An 18,704-nucleotide genomic window follows, 5' to 3' on the forward strand; every position below is an offset into this window, starting at 1 on the left:
GTCACAGCCTAACACAATTGGTTGTGTTCTGGTTTTGCTAGGGCCACTTCACTTCAGGGGGTAGGGACATCAGAATAGCTTCCGTATTGCCCCCTGTTTTTAGGCCAAACGTCGTTCCCCTATCATATAAGAGGTTGAATTCGACATAGCGTCCGCGGCGGATGAGCTGATGTTCACGTTGCTCTGCCGTCCATTCTTTGTTCATATGGCGACGGATGATTTCCGGGTAGATATCGCGAAATGCTCTACCAATATCCTGTGTAAAGGCAAAATCGTTCTTCCAGTCGGTCTCCAGGCGATCATAGAAAATGCCGCCCACGCCGCGTGGTTCATCGCGATGGGGCAGAAAGAAATATTCGTCACACCATTTCTTGAATCTTGGATAATAGTCCGGATCATGACGATCACAGGCCGTTTTCAACGCAGCATGAAAATCGCTTGTGTCTTGCGTATCCGGATACATGGGGGTTAGATCAGCCCCACCGCCAAACCAGCGATTAGCGGTCACGATATGACGGGTGTTCATATGCACTGCCGGGACGAGGGGAGACTGCATATGGGCAACAAGGGAGATTCCGCTTGCCCAGAAAGTGCCATCGGTGTCGGTTCCCGGAATGGATTTCCGGAATTCTTCCGAGAATTGACCATGGACAGTTGAAATATTGACGCCTACCTTTTCAAACACGCGACCCTTCATCACGGACATCTCGCCGCCACCGCCGCCGGGCCGATCCCATTTCGTAACCTCGAAACGTCCCGGCTCCCGATCACTGAGTTGCCCGGTTAGCTCCTGTTCCAGTGTCTCGAAACTCTCGCGTATCTGATCGCGTAATGTCCGGAACCAGTTTACTACTTGGTTTTCTTGTGACCCTGTTGAGTTATCTGTCATGAATCTACCGTATTGTCGAAAGAAGTTGAGGGTTTGGAAAGCTGGCCGTTTGCCGCAGTGCTTCCCCGAGTACCATGGCGGCGGAAAGCGCGATATTGATCGACCGCATCCCCTCGGCCATAGGGATCAGTACGCGATGATCCGCGGCGTCATGGATTTCTTCAGGTACGCCCGCGCTCTCTCGGCCTAAAAGAAGAATATCCGATTCTGTGAATGTAAAATCCGTATAAGCGATATCAGCCTTTGTTGTCAGTAAAACGAGCCGTTTATCACTTTTACGCTTCATGAATTCCTGCCAGGAAACATGACGTGTGACATCTGCCGCGTCGGCATAGTCCATTACGGCTCTTTTGAGGTCCTTCGCGCCGAAAGGAAAGCCGCAAGGCTCAATTATGTCGACCGGAACGCTTAGACAGGCGCCCAATCTGAGCATAGTTCCGACATTAGGGGCTATATCTGGTTGGTAAAGTGCAAGTCGCATCTTGCTGTTGTAATGGGAGTGTTGTAACAAATACAGGAAAATTGCGCGCTTTATTGTCGCATTCGTCACGTTCGGACTGGACATGTGGGCATTATGATGACAAAAAGCGGGCGCGGTAAATTATTTTTTTAGGCTTTGGGGAAAGTAAATGACGACAACCACCCCTGAGGAAGAAAACGGCGTAAAGCGCCGTGATTTTCTTTATATTGCTGCGGGCGGCCTTGGCGCCGTGGGGACGGCAGCGGCCATCTGGCCCTTTATCTCGCAAATGAACCCATCTGCGGATGTTCTTGCGCTGTCAACGACCGAAGTTGACCTTGAAGGCATTGAAACCGGATCTGAGGTCACTGTCGTATGGCAGGGCAAGCCGGTTTTCGTAAGGCATCGGACGGAAGAGGACATCGAGAGAGCGGAAGATGTTGATCTTGCGGATTTACCTGATCCGCAACCTGATGCTGATCGGGTGATCAAACCTGAATGGCTGATTATGGTCGGTATCTGCACCCATCTGGGTTGCGTCCCGCTTAAAGGGCAGGGTGATTACGGGGGATGGTTCTGTCCCTGTCATGGATCGCATTATGATACGTCAGGACGTATCCGTAAGGGGCCGGCACCATTAAATCTGGTCATTCCGCCTTACGAGTTCCTAGACGATAATAATATCAAGATCGGGTAGGGGGCCCCAAGATGTCTTTTGAACCAAAAAATCCTGTCGTCAAATGGGTAGAGGATCGCTTGCCGATCACGGGGATGCTTCATCATGCCCTCTATGAGTACCCGACGCCAAAGAATCTAAGCTACTGGTGGACATTCGGCTCTCTGGCTGGCGTTATGCTGGTCGTGCAGATTGTTACTGGTATTGTACTCGCGATGCATTACACGCCGCATGTCGACATGGCCTTTACCAGCGTTGAACATATCATGCGCGATGTGAATTATGGCTGGTTGCTCCGGTATATGCATGCCAACGGCGCCTCAATGTTCTTCATCGTCGTTTACCTACATATCTTCCGGGGTATGTACTACGGCTCCTACAAGGCTCCGCGGGAGCTTCTGTGGTGGCTTGGGCTGGTAATCTTCCTGTTGATGATGGCAACCGCCTTTATGGGCTATGTGCTTCCATGGGGCCAGATGAGCTTCTGGGGCGCGACGGTTATCACTAACTTGTTCGGTGCTATTCCAGTTGTCGGTGACAGTATCGTCACATGGCTCTGGGGTGGTTTTGCGGTTGATAATCCAACGCTGAACCGGTTCTTCAGCCTGCATTATCTGCTGCCGTTCGTGATTGTCGGAATCGTTATTCTGCACATCTGGGCGCTGCATACCAACGGGTCCAACAATCCGACAGGTGTGGAACTAAAAGACAAGCAGGACAGCATTCCTTTCCATCCTTACTACACCGTCAAGGACCTGTATGGATTGGCGATCTTCCTGATTTTCTTCTCGGCCTTCCTGTTTTATGCTCCGAACTATATGGGGCATCCGGACAACTATATCCCGGCCAACCCGCTGGTTACCCCGGCGCATATCGTGCCTGAATGGTACTTCCTGCCATTCTATGCGATCCTGCGTGCGGTACCGGACAAGCTCGGCGGCGTTCTGCTGATGTTTGGTGCGATTGCAGTTTTGTTTGCGCTTCCTTGGCTAGATAAGAGTCGGATCCGTTCGGCGCGTTTCCGCCCAATCTATAAGCAGCTTTTCTGGGTGTTTGTTCTGGATTGTATTCTGCTTACCTATATCGGTGGCAAGCCGGCGGAAGGGGCCTACATTATCTGGGGTCGGATTGCTACGGTTTACTATTTCGTGCATATATTGATCCTGTTGCCGCTGGTCGGCTTGTTTGAAAAGCCAAAACCGCTTCCGGCGAGTATATCGGAGGATGTTTTGTCGAAGAAGCCCGCGAGCGAGGAGGCGGCCAATGCGTAAATTATTGACGTCTCTGGGGATTGCGGCTCTTGTTTCTTTCAGCAGCTTGGGCACAGCCCATGCTGCCGGAGATGCGGTGGAAATGAAATCCGTTGCATGGAAGCATGGCGGGATTTTCGGAACATATGATCGTGCCGCTGCTCAGCGGGGCCTTCAAGTGTATCGTGAAGTTTGCGCCGGTTGTCATGGCCTTGGTCTGGTGGCCTTCCGCACACTTTCCGACCTCGGTTTCAGTGAAGAGGAAATCAAGGCGATTGCGGCTGAATCTGAATATGTTGACGGTCCTGACGGCGAAGGTGAAATGTTTGATCGGCCGGGCAAGCCATCAGATAAATTCCCGGCTCCTTTCCCGAACGAACAGGCGGCACGTGCGTCTAACGGCGGTGCCTATCCTCCGGATCTTTCTCTGATGAGCAAGGCTCGTCCGAATGGTGATAACTATCTGTATTCACTTTTGACCGGCTATGGCGATGCGCCTGCTGATTTCAACCTCGCTGAGGGGATGAACTACAACGCGTACTTTGCGGGCCACCAGATTGCCATGCCGCCTCCGCTTTCTGAGGATGCGGTCGAATATTCGGATGGCACACCAGCAACTGTTGATCAGATGGCAAAAGACGTGACTGTCTTTCTGGCATGGGCGGCGGAACCGAAACTGGAGCAACGTAAAAGTGTTGGTCTTCGGGTAATCCTGTTCCTGCTTATTCTCGCGGCTGTCTTCTACGCTGTGAAACGTAAAGTCTGGTCAGACCTTCACTAAAAGATAATTGTTAAATCAAAAGGGCGCTTTTTATAGCGCCCTTTTTTTATGGCATGTCATCTATTTCAAGGCTAAATTTCGGCCGATACAATTTGGGAGGACGGAATGAGTTCATCAAGCGATAGGCCGGTTATCGGTGTGATCGGTGGAAGTGGGGTGTATGAGCTTGACGGGCTGACGGACACTCACTGGAAAGCGGTGGAGAGCTCGTTTGGGGAACCGTCGGATGAATTGCTGTTTGGGACACTCGATGGCACTCAGATGGTGTTTCTGCCCCGCCACGGGAGGGGACATCGCATCCCGCCAGCTGAAGTGAATTACAGGGCGAATATCGATGCATTGAAGCGCGCCGGGGTGACGGAGATTATCTCGGTGAGTGCCTGCGGTTCGTTCGAAGAAGAACTCGCGCCCGGCACATTTGTGATCGTAGATCAATTCATTGACCGGACGATCGACCGTAAGGAAAGTTTTTTCGGCACAGGCTTAGTCGCTCATATAAGTATGGCACATCCTGTGTGTTCCCGCCTTGGAGATGCGTTGGAAGTTGCCGCGAAGGAAACCGGTATTCCTGTGCATAGAGGCGGTACTTATCTCGCGATGGAAGGGCCACAATTTTCCAGTCTCGCCGAATCAGAGTTGTACCGGAGTTGGGGATGTCAGGTAATCGGTATGACAAATATGCCTGAAGCCAAACTCGCTCGTGAAGCGGAAATGTGTTACGCGACCGTGGCAATGGTAACGGATTATGATTGCTGGCATCCGGAGCATGACGCGGTTGAGGTAACGACGATTATAGAAGTGTTGATGAAAAACGCAGACAACGCACGGCATCTCGTGAAGTCAGTGGTGCCCACGTTAAGCGCCCGCCAGTCTTCTTGTGATATTGGATGCCATCATGCACTTGATAATGCCCTTATCACCGCGCCGGACGCACGCGACCCCAAAATCATGGAAAAGCTGGACGCGGTAGCAGGCCGCGTACTTTAGCCAGGAGTTATTATGGATATAAAATCTGTTATTCGGACCATTCCTGATTACCCGAAAAAGGGGATCTTGTTCCGCGACATCACAACGCTCTGGCAAGACGCAGGTGGCTTTCGCCATGTCGTCGATCAGTTGGTCTGGCCTTACGCCGGTGTCAGGATCGACAAAGTAGCGGGAATTGAAGCACGGGGGTTTGTTCTTGGCGGAGCCATTGCCCATCAGCTTAGTGTTGGATTTATTCCCGTTCGCAAAAAAGGGAAGTTACCCGGACCAGTGCATAGCGAAGAATATGATCTTGAGTATGGGACCGACACGGTTGAAGTTCATCAGGATGCCATAAAAGAAGGAGAGAATATTCTTCTCGTTGATGATCTAATCGCGACGGGTGGTACAGCGGCTGCGGCCATCAACCTCATCCGTCATGCAGGCGGAACCGTTATCGGGGCCGCCTTTGTGATTGATCTCCCAGATATCGGCGGCGCAAAAAAAATAGCTGCGATGGGTGTCAGTGTTCGTACGCTGTGTGAGTTTGAAGGGGATTAAATCGGACGGCCACCAGATTGTAATATGGGACTTGTCATTTTCTCCTGCCTATGTCTTTGCTAATTAAAGGACATGAGATGAGGATATGGGTATGTCACTAGAAATCTGGATATCGTTCTTTATTGCGAGCGCGGCCCTTCTTGCTATTCCAGGGCCCACGGTCATGATTGTTATAAGCTATGCGCTTGGCCAGGGGAGGAGTACGGCTTGGGCGACAGTCCCGGGTGTCGCGCTCGGTGATTTTACGGCGATGACGGCTTCATTGTTAGGGGCGGGCGCCATCCTCGCTACTTCAGCAACGCTTTTCACCGTGTTGAAAATTCTGGGCGCTATCTATCTGGTTTGGCTCGGAATCAAGCTCTGGCGGGCCGAGGGTGGCATGGGCTCCGTTCATTCACCAAAAGAAAAATCAAAGACGGCAATGTTTCGTGCCTCCTACATCGTCACCGCCCTTAACCCGAAAAGCATTGTCTTTTTTGTCGCGTTTGTTCCGCAATTTGTGAATGTAAATGCGCCTGTCTTTATGCAGTTTGTGATTTTAGAGGCGACATTCCTTGTGCTGGCGGCCATAAATGTTGCAATCTGGGCGTTCCTGATTGGAAATCTGAGGGAAAGGTTCAAAAATCCGCGGGTTTTGAAAATCATTAATCGCGTCGGCGCGAGTTTCCTGATTGGAGCAGGAATGCTGACGGCGTTTGTCCGCCGCACAGCGTGAGTTATCTAATAACCGATCATCTATAAAAATCGGAGTAGGGAATGCTACATAATATAACCGGAATTGATCATGCCCTGATCGGGGTTGAAGATCTTGAAGATGCGCGATCTATTTACGAAAAACTGGGATTTACGCCGACGCCGCGCGGATCGCACATTGGTTGGGGAACGGCAAATTACTGCATTATGTTCGAGGAGAACTATATCGAACTCCTCGGCATCGTGGACCCGTCATTAGAGACAAATGGCCTTGATAGTGCCCTTGCCGAGCGAGGAGAAGGTTTACTTGGTGTCGCGCTTGCGAGTGATGATCCCGAAGCCACTCATCAATCTCTTGTTGACGATGGGTTGGAGCCGTCTGCGCTGTTAGCGCTGAAGCGCAAGCTGGAGCTTCCTGAAGGAGATGTCCTGCCAGAGTTCAAGCTGATCCGGCTTACGTCTTCGGCGGGGTTGACAGCCAAAAACCTCTTTATCTGTCATCATATGACGCCGGAACTTGTACGCCAGCCTGACTGGCTAGAGCATCCAAACGGTGCAAAATATATCAATTCAATTGTTGTAGTGGTGGAAGATCCCGCTGTGCTCGCGTCCTATTATCAGCGGCTGTGTGGCTCCATCAATGTCACCTTGACGGATAATACGCTCACGGTGCATTTTGGGCGCGGTAGCCTGATTTTCGTCAACGATCGGGATATTGACCTCTTGTTCCCAGGTTTGACTATTTCAGATGAAATGCTGGCTCTTCCACATTTGATTGCGATGACAATCGCGGTCGAAAATCTCGAACAGACAGAGAAACTTCTTAAGGAAAACGGGGGCGCGCCGCAAAAAATTGCGAATGGCACCCTCCGGGTTGATCCGGCGGATGCCTGTGGCTTGCTCTTGGAATTTACAACTGGCTAATTACGCCATGAAGTCGAGGGTGCGGTCGAGCGCGAGTTTGGCGCTCTCTGCATCATAGCTCCCGCGGTGATCGCAATTAAAACCATGCCCGGCGGAATAGATATAAACAGGAATATCCGGCCGCTTCGCTTTGACTTCTTCAACAGCAGACATCGGGATTGAGGCGTCTTGATCGCCGAAGTGCAATATAATCGGTACCTTCGGCTCTTCCCCTAGGTTCTGAGGGATCATTCCACCGTAATACCCAACCGCCTTGCTGATGGAAGAAAGCCGACAGGCTGCAAGATAGGCAAGGCTGCCGCCCCAGCAATAGCCGATTACGGTGATGTCTCCTGCGTCCGCTAACTCTTTCGCAGCTGCATCCGTATCTTTCAGCGCGTCATCCGCGGCTATCTGTTTCATATATCCAAGACCCGTTTGGATATCCGTCTGTTCGTAGTTAAGCGTAATATTTGGGTCAACCCGGTCAAACAGGGCAGGGGCTATGGCGATATAACCTTGCTGGGCGTATCCGTCGCAGACTTCCTTGATATGGATGTTGACGCCGAAAATCTCCTGCAGGATGACAACACCACCTTTGGGTTTGCCTACGGGAAAGGCTTTGTAAGCGGAAAGCTTGTGACCATCCTCTGCCGTCAGCTCAATTAATTCTCCCATGACTACCTCTTCTAGTTTTTTGCAACAGGTTCAACGATGAGTAAGGTCCCATCCACTCCAGTAACATTCACGACCGCGCCGGCCTCCAAATCTGGGCCTTCAACAGCCCATTGGGTATCGTCCACATGAATCTTACCGCGGCCATTCATGATGGGTTCCGTCAGTGTAAAATGACGACCAACATACTGGACACCACGCTGGTTCAAGGTTGTGTTGTCTTCGACGCCCGGGTGCTTTTTCAGGAACAGGCGCGAGAGAGCAATGCTGCCAATAGCGATGACCGCAAATAATATCCATTGATATTCCCATCGCATGTCGGGGGCTATCCAGGCGATAACGCCCACAATGCCAGCGGATATCCCGAGCCAGAGAAAGATGGTACTAGGTGCGAAAACTTCCAGGATCACCAAGATAAGCCCGAGAATCCACCATGACCAGAATTCGAGGCTGGCGAACCATGTAATAATTTGATCAAGCATCACCGTCACTCAACCGTTGGGACAGAGCCGCTCGACCGGCGCTTGTCTTCATCTTTGCCAAAAACTTCCTTGGCGATAGATCCGATACCAGCAAGTGATCCGACGAGAGCACTCGCCTCCATCGGCATGAGGACAACCTTCGAATTACGGGCCATGCCGATTTCCTTCATCGCTTCGGTATATTTCTGGGCGATAAAATAGTTGATAGACTGAATATCGCCCGCCGCAATGGCCTCAGATACATCGTGGGTCGCCTTGGCTTCGGCTTCGGCGGCACGTTCGCGCGCTTCCGCATCGCGGAAAGCGGCTTCGCGGCGACCTTCTGCCTCCAGAATCATAGATTTCTTTTCGCCTTCTGCTTTCAGGATTTCAGATTGCCGAACACCCTCCGCTTCCAGAATGACCGCCCGTTTTAACCGTTCCGCTTTCATCTGCCTGCCCATTGCCTCAACAAGATCGAGAGGGGGGGTGATATCCTTGATTTCGACACGGGTTACTTTCAAACCCCAGGGGGTGGACGCCTGATCAATCACGGTCAACAAGCGGACATTGATGGCATCGCGCTGGCTAAGCGCTTCGTCAAGGTCCATGGAGCCAAGAACAGTACGAAGGTTCGTCTGTGCGAGATTTTGAATGGCCCGTTCCAGGTCTCGCACCTCATATGCGGATTTGGCGGCATCGAGAACCTGAAAGAAAAGAACGCCATCGACCTGTACCATGGCATTATCACGGCTGATGACTTCCTGTGTTGGAATATCCAACACCTGTTCCATCATGTTGATCCTACCGCCGATACGATCAATGAATGGTACGATCAGACCAAGGCCAGGGTGCAGGCTACGCGTATATCTGCCGAAGCGCTCGATTGTAAATTGATATCCTTGTGGAACAATCGTCACGCCCATAAAGACAATGACAATTGCAAAAATGACTAGGACGACGACGAAAATCGCGAAGCCAGACAAGAAAAAATCCATTTCACTACCCCTAGAATTGCTGGATAAATAACAGGCTTGTCGGACTATATAATGTAAAGTCGTTAGACCTAAGTTAAAAATCCAACGGATTTTGAAATTTGGACAGCGTTATTCGGGGCGGGTTTTTACCATGCCGATGGATTTCATGCTGAGAACAATTTCGTTCTTCTGATTAAAGAGATTTATTTCAGCGCGCACAATTCCCATGTCGGGCCGGGATGAGGACTTTCTGGTCTCTATAACGGTTGATTCATACCGCAAACTATCGTCGGGCCGAACCGGCAGGATCCAGCGCAGATCATCAAACCCTGGAGAGCCCAGGCCCGCGCGACTATTTGTCATGCTATCGACGAGGAGCCGCATCAGGGTCGATGCCGTATGCCATCCAGATGCAATCAGGCCTCCGTAGATGCTCTTCTTCGCGGCTTCTTCGTCAATATGAAAGGACTGCGGATCATATTTGCGTGCGAAATCAAGAATTTCCTTTTTCGTGACGATCCTGCTTTCAGAGGTCGTTTTATCTCCGACGGCGATATCCTCGAAATATATCTTGTTCATCGTGAGGCCTCCGTTTCAGAATTCTCTGGGCAACGGAGGAACATACCGCTTGAAATCATGGTCATTTTGACCTCGTCCTTCTGGTTAAGGACTGTATGAGAAAATTTAACGAAGCCGAGTTCAGGGCGGCTTTTTGGCAAACTGCGATCAAGGACTTCCGCCTTTACATGAAGGACTTCACCGGGGCGCACAGGCTGTTTCCAGCGAAGCTGTTCAATCCCGGGTGAGCCCATGGAGGCTGAATCAATCAGGTAATTATCGACCATCATTTTCATGCACATCGAGCCTGTGTGCCAGCCGCTTGCAATAATGCCGCCGAAGAAATGCTCTTTTGCGGCGTCTTTGTCGATATGGAAAGGCTGCGGATCGAACGCGGTCGCGAATTCAATCACTTCTTCTTCCGTTACTTCATATCCGCCGAATTCCATCACCATTCCGACGGTAAAATCTTCCCAATAGCGCATTTTCTTCACCTTTTGATCTTGTTGCGATCACTCACGCATTTATTGCTTCTTCAAGGTTTGGGGCAGGGCCTCAGTTGGCAAACCTGAAATGCAGAACGTCACCATCCTCGACGACATATTCCTTCCCCTCTAGTCGCATGAGACCGGCATCCTTCGCGCCGGCTTCGCCGCCATGCTCTACATAGGCAGAATAAGCGATTGTTTCGGCCCGAATAAAGCCTTTTTCAAAATCTGTGTGAATGACACCTGCCGCTTGCGGCGCTTTCGTGCCTTTGGTAACGGTCCATGCACGACATTCCTTCGGGCCAACCGTGAAATAGGTAATCAGGTCGAGTAAGTCATAACCTGCGCGAATAATACGGCCAAGCCCGGTTTCACTCAGCCCGAGATCGGAGAGAAATTCGGCGCGTTCTTCCGCATCAAGCTGCGCGACTTCCGCTTCAATGGCCGCTGAAATTACAACAGTTCCCGCATGTTCAGCAGATGCCTTTTCTACGACCTTATCCGAATAGGCATTGCCAGTCGCGGCGTTTCCTTCATTGACATTGCAAACATAGAGAACCGGCTTTTGGGTCAGGAGTTGCAAATTGCGGAAAGGTTTTATTTCATCATCGGCGAGATCGACCATGCGGGCGGGCTTACCGTCGCGCAATGCCACAAGGGCGCGGTCTATCAGCTCCGACTGCTTCTTGGCGTCCTTGTCACCGCCACGGATTTTCTTGACCAGCGCTTCGGTTCGTTTTTCAAGGCTTTCGAGATCCGCCAGCATCAGTTCGGTCTCAATCGTCTCTATATCCGAAAGCGGATCGATTTTGCCATCCACATGGGTGATATCGTCGTCGTCGAAACAGCGGACAACCTGAATAATGGCGTCTACCTCGCGGATATGCGCGAGGAACTTGTTTCCGAGACCTTCACCGCTTGCTGCGCCGCGCACGAGGCCAGCAATGTCAACAAATGTCAGCTGTGTCGGGATGAGTTCCTTCGAATGGGCAAGCTCTGTTAGCTTTATCATTCGTTCGTCAGGGACGGGAACCTGACCCAAGTTCGGTTCGATCGTGCAGAAAGGGTAGTTTTCTGCCGCTGCCTGCGCTGTTTCCGTCAGGGCGTTGAACAGAGTTGACTTGCCGACATTGGGAAGACCAACAATTCCACATTTAAACCCCATACTCAGTTTCCTTCTTTCTTAACCGCACGATCTTTTTTCGGCGGTGCAATGTCGATGGCAATTTTATTCATAAAACTTGAGGCGTCTCCAGCAACGATAAGCTCAGCATGACGGGCCACGCTGTCGACGATATTTTCGACCATAGACATTTCTGCTTTTGCAAAATCTTTCAGAACATGCCCGGAAACAAGGTGTTTTTCTCCCGGATGGCCAACGCCTAGTCGGATCCGGCAAAAATCTGCGCCGATATGATCGATGATGGATCGGACTCCATTATTTCCGCCATGCCCACCGCCTGTCTTCACACGCACCTTGCCGAGTGGTAAATCCAGCTCATCATGGAGGACAATGATATTGCCGATAGGTATTTTGTAAAACCGGGCCGCTTCGCCAACGGATTGCCCGGACAGGTTCATGTAAGTAGTAGGCTTTAGCGCAAGAACTTTCGTTCCGCCGACATTTCCCTCAGCGACGAGCCCCTGAAATCGAACGCGTTCCGGCATAAAGGAATGGCGGCGGATAATTTCATCCACCGCCATATATCCAAAATTATGCCGGTTGCCTGCATACCCCTTGCCGGGATTTCCAAGGCCAACCAGCAAAATCATCTTTCCATCCCGATTAGTCTTCGGATTCTTCAGCTTCTGCGCCTGTATCCTCGGCGTCAGCGCCTTCTGCGCTTTGTGCTGCTTCCTCATCTTCAGGATCTGGCTCGACGGTCGGTGCCGCAATTGTTGCAATCGTAAAGTCGCGATCCGTAATCGTCGGCTGTGCACCTTCAGGCAGGGCTACCTCAGAAATATGAACACTATCCCCAATGTCAAAGTTCAGGAGGTCGATTTCAAGCGATTCCGGGATATTGCCGGCGGGGACCATCATTTCAACTTCATGACGGACAACATTCAGCATACCGCCGCGTTTCAGGCCAACACATTCTTCTTCATTGAGGAAGTGAACGGCAACCATAACCGCAATCTGTGATTTAGCAGAAACGCGGAGGAAGTCCACATGTACCGGCAAATCATTAATCGGGTGCAACTGCATGTCACGGGGCAGTACGTTGTGCTTGGTCGATCCAACTTCAACTGTGAAGACCGTTGACAGGAAAGCGCCTTGATTGACGGTTTTCACAAGCTCTTTGGTTTCCAGTGAAATGGAAATGGGGTCTTTTTTGTCACCATAGATGACGGCGGGAGTCCGGCCGTCACGACGCAATGCACGGGAGGTCCCCTTTCCGACCCGGTCACGCGTTTCTGCAATTAATACTGCATTTTCGCTCATTGTATATCTCCTAAGTAACGAGCAACACCGGGACGAACCCGGTGCCAAAATGGCGCGTGCCTCCAGGGGTGCCCGCGCCGCCTATTGCCTGTGCGATTAGTCGAACAGGCTGGAAACCGAGGTTTCCTTCGAAATTCTATACATCGCCTCGCCAATCAGCGGAGCGACTGAAATTTGTCGCATCTTGCTAGAGGCACGGAATGCGTCCGTTGCCATGATGCTATCGGTTGTAACCATCTCGTCGAGCGCAGAGTCATTAATACGCGCAATCGCGCCCCCTGACAGCACTCCGTGAGTCACGTAGCCCGAAACACTTTTCGCACCTTTGTCCATCAAAGCTTTGGCGGCATTACATAATGTACCGGCGCTATCCACGATATCATCGACCAAGATGCAACGCTGATCCTTGACGTCACCGATAATATTCATCACTTCTGAAACACCGGCTTTTTCCCGGCGCTTATCCACGATTGCAAGGTCGGCGTCAAGTCTTTTGGCGTAGGCACGGGCGCGGACAACGCCGCCTACGTCGGGGGAGACAATAGTAATGTCGCCGCCCTTACCGTAATGCGCCTCAATATCGGGAACAATAACCGGGGCGGAGAACAGATTGTCGGTGGGGATATCGAAAAATCCCTGGATCTGTCCAGCATGAAGATCCATGGTCAAAACCCGGTCCGCACCTGCGGTGGTAATAAGGTTCGCGACCAGTTTTGCGGAGATGGGTGTTCTGGGCCCCGGTTTCCGATCCTGACGGGCATACCCGAAATACGGAAGAACCGCCGTGATTCTTGATGCCGATGATCGTTTCAGCGCATCAATGCAAACCAGAAGTTCCATCAAATGGTCATTTGCGGGAAATGAGGTTGGCTGGACAACGAAAAGGTCCTCGCCGCGCACATTTTCGTGAATTTCAACGAAAACCTCCATGTCCGAGAAGCGACGGACATCCGCATCTGTCAAAGGAAGTTTGAGATAGTTGGTGATGGCTTCCGCCAACGGTCGGTTGCCATTTCCCGAAAGCACTTTCATAGGAACGTTCCTTTAGTCAGTAGAGGGTTTTTCCAGTTAAAACACACTGCCCCTCGCGCGAAAATGAACGAGTTGGCGTTGGCGGGCGGAACTTACCAAGGCACTCAAGCCCTGTAAACGCATTAACGCCCTTTTTTAATGGAAATTGTAAAATAACATCAAGATTTTGACTTAAAATAGTCCGGCTCACTTTTTTTCAGAAGATCATAGACGCCGCCGGCGCCTCCGCGAGCCGCCAGGCGGGCAACATTGCCCCATGCACCGTTTAGCGAGCCAGACCTGATTCTGTTGCGTTGCCTGATCTCACCGACTTGTTCGCCATTCCGGCGTTCCAAACTCCAGACGAGTTCAATCACCTGGGTTTCAAGTTTCGGCGGCGTAATTTCTGCATGTCCGCGGACAATAAAATTCGCGCCCGCTTCGGTTGGCAAAACATCAAGACCTAGTCGAACCAGCTCATCCTGAATAGCCGCAGCGAGACTCTCCGAGCCATCACCTGGGGCACCTTCGACAATAGGAACGAAAATAATGGGTTTATTAATTACCGCGAAATTTATGCCATCGCCACCAAGCAGTTTATCGATATCGCTGGCGGATTTGACAGCCAGAGCCTCGATCGTTTCCGGGGATATTTCTGCAGGGCTTTCTGCGCCGTTGAGTTTTTCGAGTGCGTAGAGTCCTGTATCGCGGTTCTGTGGGTCGAAAATTGCCCAATTGAGATAGCGCCCGCCATCCTTGTCAATAATATTGCCTCGCACGTAATAGCGGTTTGGTGCAGCAGCGCCGGAGAAGGCTGCAATTCCAAGACCCTGAAGTTTTGTGGCGATGGCCTTTTCAAGGCCTGCGGGACCGTCCTTTAAGGGTTCCACATACAGTGCTGCGCGGGGCCCAGGCGCGGCGCGCCAGGAAGCTTTGGCTTCCGGCTGAAAGGGGCGTTCCAGTGGCTGACAGCTGACGAGAGCGATAGCCAGTACCGCCATTAATGCCTTTATGACAAAACTACATCGCACAGGTTGCAAGCACTCCCAGAAGACAAATCACGATAAAGATGACCATATACGGCATTTTACCCCTCTTTCACAAGTGTGTTAGCCGTTAAGGGCGATAGCGGACAGCTGTCGACCGTAATCAGATTCCCCTCTTTTTACCATACGTCGGTAGCTGAAAAACTGATCCTCTTCAGCGCATGTGTCATTCTCTAGATGATCAATGCCGCCGATCCCCGCCTTTTCAAGTGCTTCCCTCACATAACCGGTTAAATCGAACATATAGCGATCTGGGTTATCCGAGGGGATAAAGAATTTCTCTGCGGCGGGATCGTGGTTGAGAAAAGGTGTCGGGAATTCCGGGCCGACTTCATATGATTTCTGGGCAATAGCCGGACCGATGGCCGCTTTGATATTTTGCTTTCTAGCGCCGAGTTTGGTCATTTCCTCAACGACACCGGCACTGATATTGCCGAGAGCACCTTTCCATCCGGAATGGGCTGCGCCAATCACACCGTTTTCTACATCCGCAAACAAGACCGGAACGCAATCAGCCGTCAGAATACCGAGCGCTATTCCTGGAACAGTTGTTACCATGGCATCCGCCTTTGGCCGCGGGTCCAAGCGCTTCGTATCATTAAGAACAAGAACCTCGGTGCTGTGGATCTGGTAAACAGTCCGAAGAGCATCGGCCGATTGTCCGATCATGGCCATGGCACGAGATCGGTTTTCTGTTACGCATGCCGGATCATCTTTTGAGCCGGGTCCGCAATTGAGGCCCCTGTAAAGTCCATCTGACACACCGCCATCACGCGTAAAGAAGCCATGTGCAAGGGCATCACTTTCAAATATACGACTTTTCAGCATCCTAACTCCCGAACCCTTCCGTGGCGGTGGGCATATTATGAGATAAAGCCATGACTTTGAAAAGGGTTCCCATTTCGGAAGTGCTTGTTAATCGGCGAAGCTGCGCGTCGAGCTTTTTCTTTTGCGTCTCATTTGCCTTCTGGCTAAGCATGTGATGGCGTGCCTCTATACCGAGACGTTCCAGAAAACGTCCCTGCGACGTCGGACCTTGAACGGAAATGTCACGGGCAGACGCGATATTCTTGTGTGTCGCAAATTTAACATGGGCGGTTAGATCGGATTCTCCGGGATCGTTTAAGGGGTCAACATGTCCATGGCCCTTTACCGCCTGAAAGCTATCGCCAAGCAGAGTATCAGATGCACCATAATCGATAATCAGCGCGGCGCCGTTGTTTACGAAAAGAAGTTCGCTGATCCGGCTAATGATTTCCTCTCCGTCCGGGCAGGTCTCGAAAATATCATCATCTGCGCCAGCCGGTATTTGATCAAAGGAGGTTGGTTCCGGCGCCAAGGTAAAGACGAATTCGCTCTCGGTCGTTGTCACTAGGCGCTCATACCATTCACTCTCTCTATAACAGTATTGATGGATAGGAAGGGCATCAAAAAATTCGTTGGCAATCAGAATAACCGGCGCGCCATCAATGTCAGGGAGGGCATCATGCCAGGAAATGTCGTAACCGACCAGAGCAGTTGCTTGCTTGGCTTTTAAACGAGGACTGTTTTCAACAAGGTGAATTTGTGCCGCCGCCAAAAATTCTGGCGCGACACGGGCGCCCCTTAAGGCATCTGTCATTAAAGTGCCGTTGCCCGGACCAAGTTCAATCAAATGGAATTTTGACGGACTGCCCAGTTTGAACCAGACATCAACCGCCCATAGCCCAATAAGTTCGCCAAACATCTGGCTGATTTCCGGCGCGGTGATAAAATCACCCTGTTCGCCGAAGGGCTCTTGCCGGGAATAATACCCATACTCCGGATGTCCAAGCGAGGCTTTCATAAATTTATATAGTGAAATCGGGCCGTTCTTCTCTATCTCTGCCGCCAGGATCTTGCCAAGTTCATTCATGCGGTCTTACGGGTGGGACGGAACATGAAATAAAGGCCGACTATCAGCATCGGCAGGGAGAGAAGCTGACCCATTGTCAAACCGCCGGCGAGAAATCCGAGATAAGCATCCGGTTCACGGAAAAACTCGACAATGACGCGGGCGACGGCATATCCCGCAAAAAAGAGGCCCATTATGAACCCTGGCTTCTCTGCAAAGCGGGTTTTTCGGAAAATGAGCAGGATCACAAACAGCACAGCGCCTTCGAGAAGTGCTTCATAGAGTTGGCTTGGGTGTCGGGGTAAGTCGCCCCCACCCGGGAAAAGCACGCCCCAGGGAACGTCCGTTGCTCTCCCGTAAAGCTCGCCATTGATAAAATTGGCGATCCGCCCAAAGAAGAGCCCGACCGGTACAACCGTTGCCAATAAATCGCCGAACTCCAGAATGACAATCTTCTGAAAACGGCAATAGAGGATTGTTGCAATTACAACGCCGAGGAAGCCTCCATGGAAGGACATACCACCTTGCCAAACCATGAATATTTCCGAGGGATTGCTCAGATAATGGTCTGGCTTATAGAACAGGACATAGCCGAGACGTCCGCCAAGAATGACGCCAAGCGTTGCCCAGATCAGGAACTCATCAACCTGCTTTGCGGAGATGTTCGAGCTTTCCGATCCGGCAAGCCGCATCATTAGGCGCCAGCCAATGATCAGTCCAGCAACATAGGCGAGGGCATACCAGCGTATGGCAAAGGGCCCAATCTGAAAAATGACGGGGTCGATTTCTGGAAACGCGATCGCCGTGAAAAGGGTCGATAATATCATCGGGGTACTATATAAAGCTCTTGAAAATAATCGCAAGCAAATCAGGGCAAAGAGGTTGCTTTCGCTTGCCGCTGTCGCCATTATGAACGGGAAATTTTGAGGACCCAACGCGATGCAGACAAACTCACGGCTTTTTGATGATCTGGCCCGCCTTGCCACAGGCGCCCTCGGGACGGCGCAGGGTGTGAAAACGGAGTGGGAAAATCTTTTTCATCAGCGGTTGGAGCGCTTTATCAGCGAGATGGATCTTGTCCCGCGGGAAGAGTTTGATGCCGTCAAGGCTATGGCAACTCTCGCGCGGGAGGAAAATGATGCGCTGAAAGAACGTCTTACTGTGTTGGAAGAAAAAATCGAGGCTCTCTCCAAAACGCCACGACCGCGCAAGGCGGCTCCGGCGAAGGCTAAATCTACCACCCCGAAAAAATAGATACCCTGGCAACAAGAGTTTGCGACTGACGCATATTTATCCACAAGAAATATAGCTATGGGCCATATTCTTTGTTGCGCCGCAACTCAAGGCGGATTACGCTAGATTTATGGTGTTGCGAAAATTGTAGCACCATATATGGCCTGTAGTAGATTTCCTTACCGGCTGAGCGTTGAGGTCAGTAGCAGAGCGCCAGCCGACGGGATGGTTCTGAAAGGAATGCCTCCATGACGTCCTTGTACCTCACGCGCGAAGAACTCGAAGAATCCAACCCCCTCGATCTTATAGAGAGCATTATTGCCGATAACGACTGGTCGTTTGATCGTCAGGGTAACAATGAGCTCACTGTCGGTGTTGAAGGGAGTTGGTGCCAATATCATCTCTGGTTTTCCTGGCGGTCTGATCTTCGGGCCCTACATTTTTCTTGTGCATATGACGTTAAGATTCCGGAACGGCAGTATGGCTCCGTTTATGAGTTGCTGGCGCGTGTCAACGAGCGCATGCCGGTTGGTCATTTTGACACTTGGCGGGAAGAAGGAATGATCCTGTTCCGTCATTCACTGTTGCTGAGCGGCGCCTGCGTTGTCACCAATGAACAGATCCAGACGTTAGTCGAGATCGGTATGAGTGAACTCGAAAAATTCTATCCGGCAATTCAATTTTGCCTCTGGGGTGGTAAAACCCCTGAAGACGCTATTGAGGCGGCTATGTTTGAAACGATGGGTGAGGCATAGGA

At 51.2% G+C, this 18,704-nt stretch carries 24 protein-coding genes; 9 read left to right on the forward strand and 15 right to left on the reverse strand.

What is annotated here, in order from left to right:
- Positions 1-37: 37 nt before the first annotated feature.
- Together hemF and LKE13_RS17750 are read right to left on the reverse strand one after the other, a co-directional pair.
- Positions 38-889, reverse strand: a complete 852-nt coding sequence (hemF, locus tag LKE13_RS17745) for an oxygen-dependent coproporphyrinogen oxidase (RefSeq protein WP_227953037.1) — start codon at positions 887-889, stop codon at positions 38-40.
- Positions 890-893: 4 nt separating this feature from the next.
- On the reverse strand, positions 894-1,370 hold the full coding sequence (locus tag LKE13_RS17750) for a tRNA (cytidine(34)-2'-O)-methyltransferase (RefSeq protein WP_227953176.1): 477 nt from the start codon (positions 1,368-1,370) through the stop codon (positions 894-896).
- Positions 1,371-1,518: 148 nt separating this feature from the next.
- Between LKE13_RS17750 and petA the strand changes: the two genes are divergently transcribed.
- The 7 genes from petA (at position 1,519) to LKE13_RS17785 (ending at position 7,200) form a co-directional block, all read left to right on the forward strand.
- Entirely contained in the window at positions 1,519-2,046 is a 528-nt protein-coding gene (gene petA, locus LKE13_RS17755) for a ubiquinol-cytochrome c reductase iron-sulfur subunit (RefSeq protein WP_227953039.1), read from the forward strand.
- 11 nt (positions 2,047-2,057) lie between these two features.
- Positions 2,058-3,296 (forward strand): cytochrome b, encoded by a 1,239-nt coding sequence (locus LKE13_RS17760; protein ID WP_227953041.1) that lies wholly within the window; start codon positions 2,058-2,060, stop codon positions 3,294-3,296.
- Positions 3,289-4,056 (forward strand): cytochrome c1, encoded by a 768-nt coding sequence (locus LKE13_RS17765; RefSeq protein WP_227953043.1) that lies wholly within the window; start codon positions 3,289-3,291, stop codon positions 4,054-4,056. The genes LKE13_RS17760 and LKE13_RS17765 overlap by 8 nt, the downstream gene beginning before the upstream one ends.
- Positions 4,057-4,161: 105 nt before the next feature.
- Positions 4,162-5,043 (forward strand): S-methyl-5'-thioadenosine phosphorylase, encoded by an 882-nt coding sequence (locus LKE13_RS17770; RefSeq protein ID WP_227953045.1) that lies wholly within the window; start codon positions 4,162-4,164, stop codon positions 5,041-5,043.
- 12 nt (positions 5,044-5,055) lie between these two features.
- Entirely contained in the window at positions 5,056-5,583 is a 528-nt protein-coding gene (locus tag LKE13_RS17775; RefSeq protein WP_227953047.1) for an adenine phosphoribosyltransferase, read from the forward strand.
- A 91-nt stretch (positions 5,584-5,674) separates the two neighbouring features.
- Positions 5,675-6,298 carry a LysE family translocator gene (locus tag LKE13_RS17780; RefSeq protein ID WP_227953049.1) on the forward strand — a complete coding sequence of 208 codons (624 nt, stop codon included), beginning with the start codon at positions 5,675-5,677 and terminating at the stop codon, positions 6,296-6,298.
- Positions 6,299-6,339: 41 nt separating this feature from the next.
- Entirely contained in the window at positions 6,340-7,200 is an 861-nt protein-coding gene (locus LKE13_RS17785) for a VOC family protein (RefSeq protein WP_227953051.1), read from the forward strand.
- Here LKE13_RS17785 and LKE13_RS17790 read toward each other — a convergent pair whose 3' ends face one another.
- The 13 genes from LKE13_RS17790 to lgt all read right to left on the reverse strand — a co-directional run bounded on the left by LKE13_RS17790 (position 7,201) and on the right by lgt (position 17,541).
- Positions 7,201-7,857, reverse strand: a complete 657-nt coding sequence (locus LKE13_RS17790) for a dienelactone hydrolase family protein (protein WP_227953053.1) — start codon at positions 7,855-7,857, stop codon at positions 7,201-7,203.
- 11 nt (positions 7,858-7,868) lie between these two features.
- A complete protein-coding gene (locus LKE13_RS17795) occupies positions 7,869-8,336 on the reverse strand; it encodes an NfeD family protein (protein ID WP_227953055.1) in 468 nt (155 codons plus the stop codon).
- 5 nt (positions 8,337-8,341) lie between these two features.
- Positions 8,342-9,313: an SPFH domain-containing protein gene (locus LKE13_RS17800; RefSeq protein ID WP_227953056.1), complete on the reverse strand. Its 972-nt coding sequence runs from the start codon at positions 9,311-9,313 to the stop codon at positions 8,342-8,344.
- 108 nt (positions 9,314-9,421) lie between these two features.
- Positions 9,422-9,871, reverse strand: coding sequence for a MaoC family dehydratase (locus LKE13_RS17805; RefSeq protein ID WP_227953058.1), 450 nt, complete (start codon positions 9,869-9,871; stop codon positions 9,422-9,424).
- On the reverse strand, positions 9,868-10,335 hold the full coding sequence (locus tag LKE13_RS17810; protein WP_227953060.1) for a MaoC family dehydratase: 468 nt from the start codon (positions 10,333-10,335) through the stop codon (positions 9,868-9,870). Before LKE13_RS17810 ends, LKE13_RS17805 begins: the two co-directional genes overlap by 4 nt.
- A gap of 70 nt (positions 10,336-10,405) precedes the next feature.
- Positions 10,406-11,503: a redox-regulated ATPase YchF gene (gene ychF, locus LKE13_RS17815; protein ID WP_227953062.1), complete on the reverse strand. Its 1,098-nt coding sequence runs from the start codon at positions 11,501-11,503 to the stop codon at positions 10,406-10,408.
- Positions 11,504-11,505: 2 nt separating this feature from the next.
- On the reverse strand, positions 11,506-12,111 hold the full coding sequence (pth, locus tag LKE13_RS17820; RefSeq protein WP_227953064.1) for an aminoacyl-tRNA hydrolase: 606 nt from the start codon (positions 12,109-12,111) through the stop codon (positions 11,506-11,508).
- A 13-nt stretch (positions 12,112-12,124) separates the two neighbouring features.
- Entirely contained in the window at positions 12,125-12,784 is a 660-nt protein-coding gene (locus LKE13_RS17825; RefSeq protein WP_227953066.1) for a 50S ribosomal protein L25/general stress protein Ctc, read from the reverse strand.
- Between the two features lie 96 nt (positions 12,785-12,880).
- Positions 12,881-13,816: a ribose-phosphate pyrophosphokinase gene (locus tag LKE13_RS17830; RefSeq protein WP_227953068.1), complete on the reverse strand. Its 936-nt coding sequence runs from the start codon at positions 13,814-13,816 to the stop codon at positions 12,881-12,883.
- A 158-nt stretch (positions 13,817-13,974) separates the two neighbouring features.
- Positions 13,975-14,796, reverse strand: a complete 822-nt coding sequence (locus LKE13_RS17835) for a hypothetical protein (RefSeq protein ID WP_227953070.1) — start codon at positions 14,794-14,796, stop codon at positions 13,975-13,977.
- A 108-nt stretch (positions 14,797-14,904) separates the two neighbouring features.
- Positions 14,905-15,669: a peptidoglycan editing factor PgeF gene (gene pgeF, locus LKE13_RS17840; RefSeq protein WP_227953072.1), complete on the reverse strand. Its 765-nt coding sequence runs from the start codon at positions 15,667-15,669 to the stop codon at positions 14,905-14,907.
- 1 nt (position 15,670) lies between these two features.
- Complete coding sequence (locus LKE13_RS17845; protein WP_227953074.1) at positions 15,671-16,735, reverse strand: class I SAM-dependent methyltransferase; 1,065 nt, start codon at positions 16,733-16,735, stop codon at positions 15,671-15,673.
- Positions 16,732-17,541, reverse strand: coding sequence for a prolipoprotein diacylglyceryl transferase (gene lgt / locus LKE13_RS17850; protein WP_227953076.1), 810 nt, complete (start codon positions 17,539-17,541; stop codon positions 16,732-16,734). The genes LKE13_RS17845 and lgt overlap by 4 nt, the downstream gene beginning before the upstream one ends.
- A gap of 112 nt (positions 17,542-17,653) precedes the next feature.
- On the opposite strand from lgt, the gene LKE13_RS17855 reads away from it, so the two are divergent.
- Both LKE13_RS17855 and LKE13_RS17860 read left to right on the forward strand, forming a co-directional pair.
- On the forward strand, positions 17,654-17,968 hold the full coding sequence (locus LKE13_RS17855; protein ID WP_227953078.1) for an accessory factor UbiK family protein: 315 nt from the start codon (positions 17,654-17,656) through the stop codon (positions 17,966-17,968).
- 227 nt (positions 17,969-18,195) lie between these two features.
- Positions 18,196-18,702: a YbjN domain-containing protein gene (locus LKE13_RS17860; RefSeq protein WP_227953080.1), complete on the forward strand. Its 507-nt coding sequence runs from the start codon at positions 18,196-18,198 to the stop codon at positions 18,700-18,702.
- Positions 18,703-18,704: the final 2 nt, after the last annotated feature.

Source organism: Sneathiella sp. HT1-7 (assembly GCF_020731145.1).
In the GTDB taxonomy this organism is placed as follows: Bacteria; Pseudomonadota; Alphaproteobacteria; order Sneathiellales; family Sneathiellaceae; genus Sneathiella.

Coding starts and splice junctions, on each gene's coding strand:
- LKE13_RS17750 (WP_227953176.1), bottom strand. CDS start 1,370: ATGCGACTTGCACTTTACCAACCAGATATAGCCCCTAATGTCGGAACT.
- LKE13_RS17830 (WP_227953068.1), bottom strand. CDS start 13,816: ATGAAAGTGCTTTCGGGAAATGGCAACCGACCGTTGGCGGAAGCCATC.
- LKE13_RS17800 (WP_227953056.1), bottom strand. CDS start 9,313: ATGGATTTTTTCTTGTCTGGCTTCGCGATTTTCGTCGTCGTCCTAGTC.
- pgeF (WP_227953072.1), bottom strand. CDS start 15,669: ATGCTGAAAAGTCGTATATTTGAAAGTGATGCCCTTGCACATGGCTTC.
- LKE13_RS17760 (WP_227953041.1), top strand. CDS start 2,058: ATGTCTTTTGAACCAAAAAATCCTGTCGTCAAATGGGTAGAGGATCGC.
- pth (WP_227953064.1), bottom strand. CDS start 12,111: ATGATTTTGCTGGTTGGCCTTGGAAATCCCGGCAAGGGGTATGCAGGC.
- LKE13_RS17805 (WP_227953058.1), bottom strand. CDS start 9,871: ATGAACAAGATATATTTCGAGGATATCGCCGTCGGAGATAAAACGACC.
- LKE13_RS17770 (WP_227953045.1), top strand. CDS start 4,162: ATGAGTTCATCAAGCGATAGGCCGGTTATCGGTGTGATCGGTGGAAGT.
- LKE13_RS17780 (WP_227953049.1), top strand. CDS start 5,675: ATGTCACTAGAAATCTGGATATCGTTCTTTATTGCGAGCGCGGCCCTT.
- hemF (WP_227953037.1), bottom strand. CDS start 889: ATGACAGATAACTCAACAGGGTCACAAGAAAACCAAGTAGTAAACTGG.
- LKE13_RS17860 (WP_227953080.1), top strand. CDS start 18,196: ATGACGTCCTTGTACCTCACGCGCGAAGAACTCGAAGAATCCAACCCC.
- LKE13_RS17790 (WP_227953053.1), bottom strand. CDS start 7,857: ATGGGAGAATTAATTGAGCTGACGGCAGAGGATGGTCACAAGCTTTCC.
- LKE13_RS17855 (WP_227953078.1), top strand. CDS start 17,654: ATGCAGACAAACTCACGGCTTTTTGATGATCTGGCCCGCCTTGCCACA.
- LKE13_RS17835 (WP_227953070.1), bottom strand. CDS start 14,796: ATGGCGGTACTGGCTATCGCTCTCGTCAGCTGTCAGCCACTGGAACGC.
- ychF (WP_227953062.1), bottom strand. CDS start 11,503: ATGGGGTTTAAATGTGGAATTGTTGGTCTTCCCAATGTCGGCAAGTCA.
- LKE13_RS17825 (WP_227953066.1), bottom strand. CDS start 12,784: ATGAGCGAAAATGCAGTATTAATTGCAGAAACGCGTGACCGGGTCGGA.
- petA (WP_227953039.1), top strand. CDS start 1,519: ATGACGACAACCACCCCTGAGGAAGAAAACGGCGTAAAGCGCCGTGAT.
- lgt (WP_227953076.1), bottom strand. CDS start 17,541: ATGATATTATCGACCCTTTTCACGGCGATCGCGTTTCCAGAAATCGAC.
- LKE13_RS17810 (WP_227953060.1), bottom strand. CDS start 10,335: ATGCGCTATTGGGAAGATTTTACCGTCGGAATGGTGATGGAATTCGGC.
- LKE13_RS17845 (WP_227953074.1), bottom strand. CDS start 16,735: ATGAATGAACTTGGCAAGATCCTGGCGGCAGAGATAGAGAAGAACGGC.
- LKE13_RS17795 (WP_227953055.1), bottom strand. CDS start 8,336: ATGCTTGATCAAATTATTACATGGTTCGCCAGCCTCGAATTCTGGTCA.
- LKE13_RS17775 (WP_227953047.1), top strand. CDS start 5,056: ATGGATATAAAATCTGTTATTCGGACCATTCCTGATTACCCGAAAAAG.
- LKE13_RS17785 (WP_227953051.1), top strand. CDS start 6,340: ATGCTACATAATATAACCGGAATTGATCATGCCCTGATCGGGGTTGAA.
- LKE13_RS17765 (WP_227953043.1), top strand. CDS start 3,289: ATGCGTAAATTATTGACGTCTCTGGGGATTGCGGCTCTTGTTTCTTTC.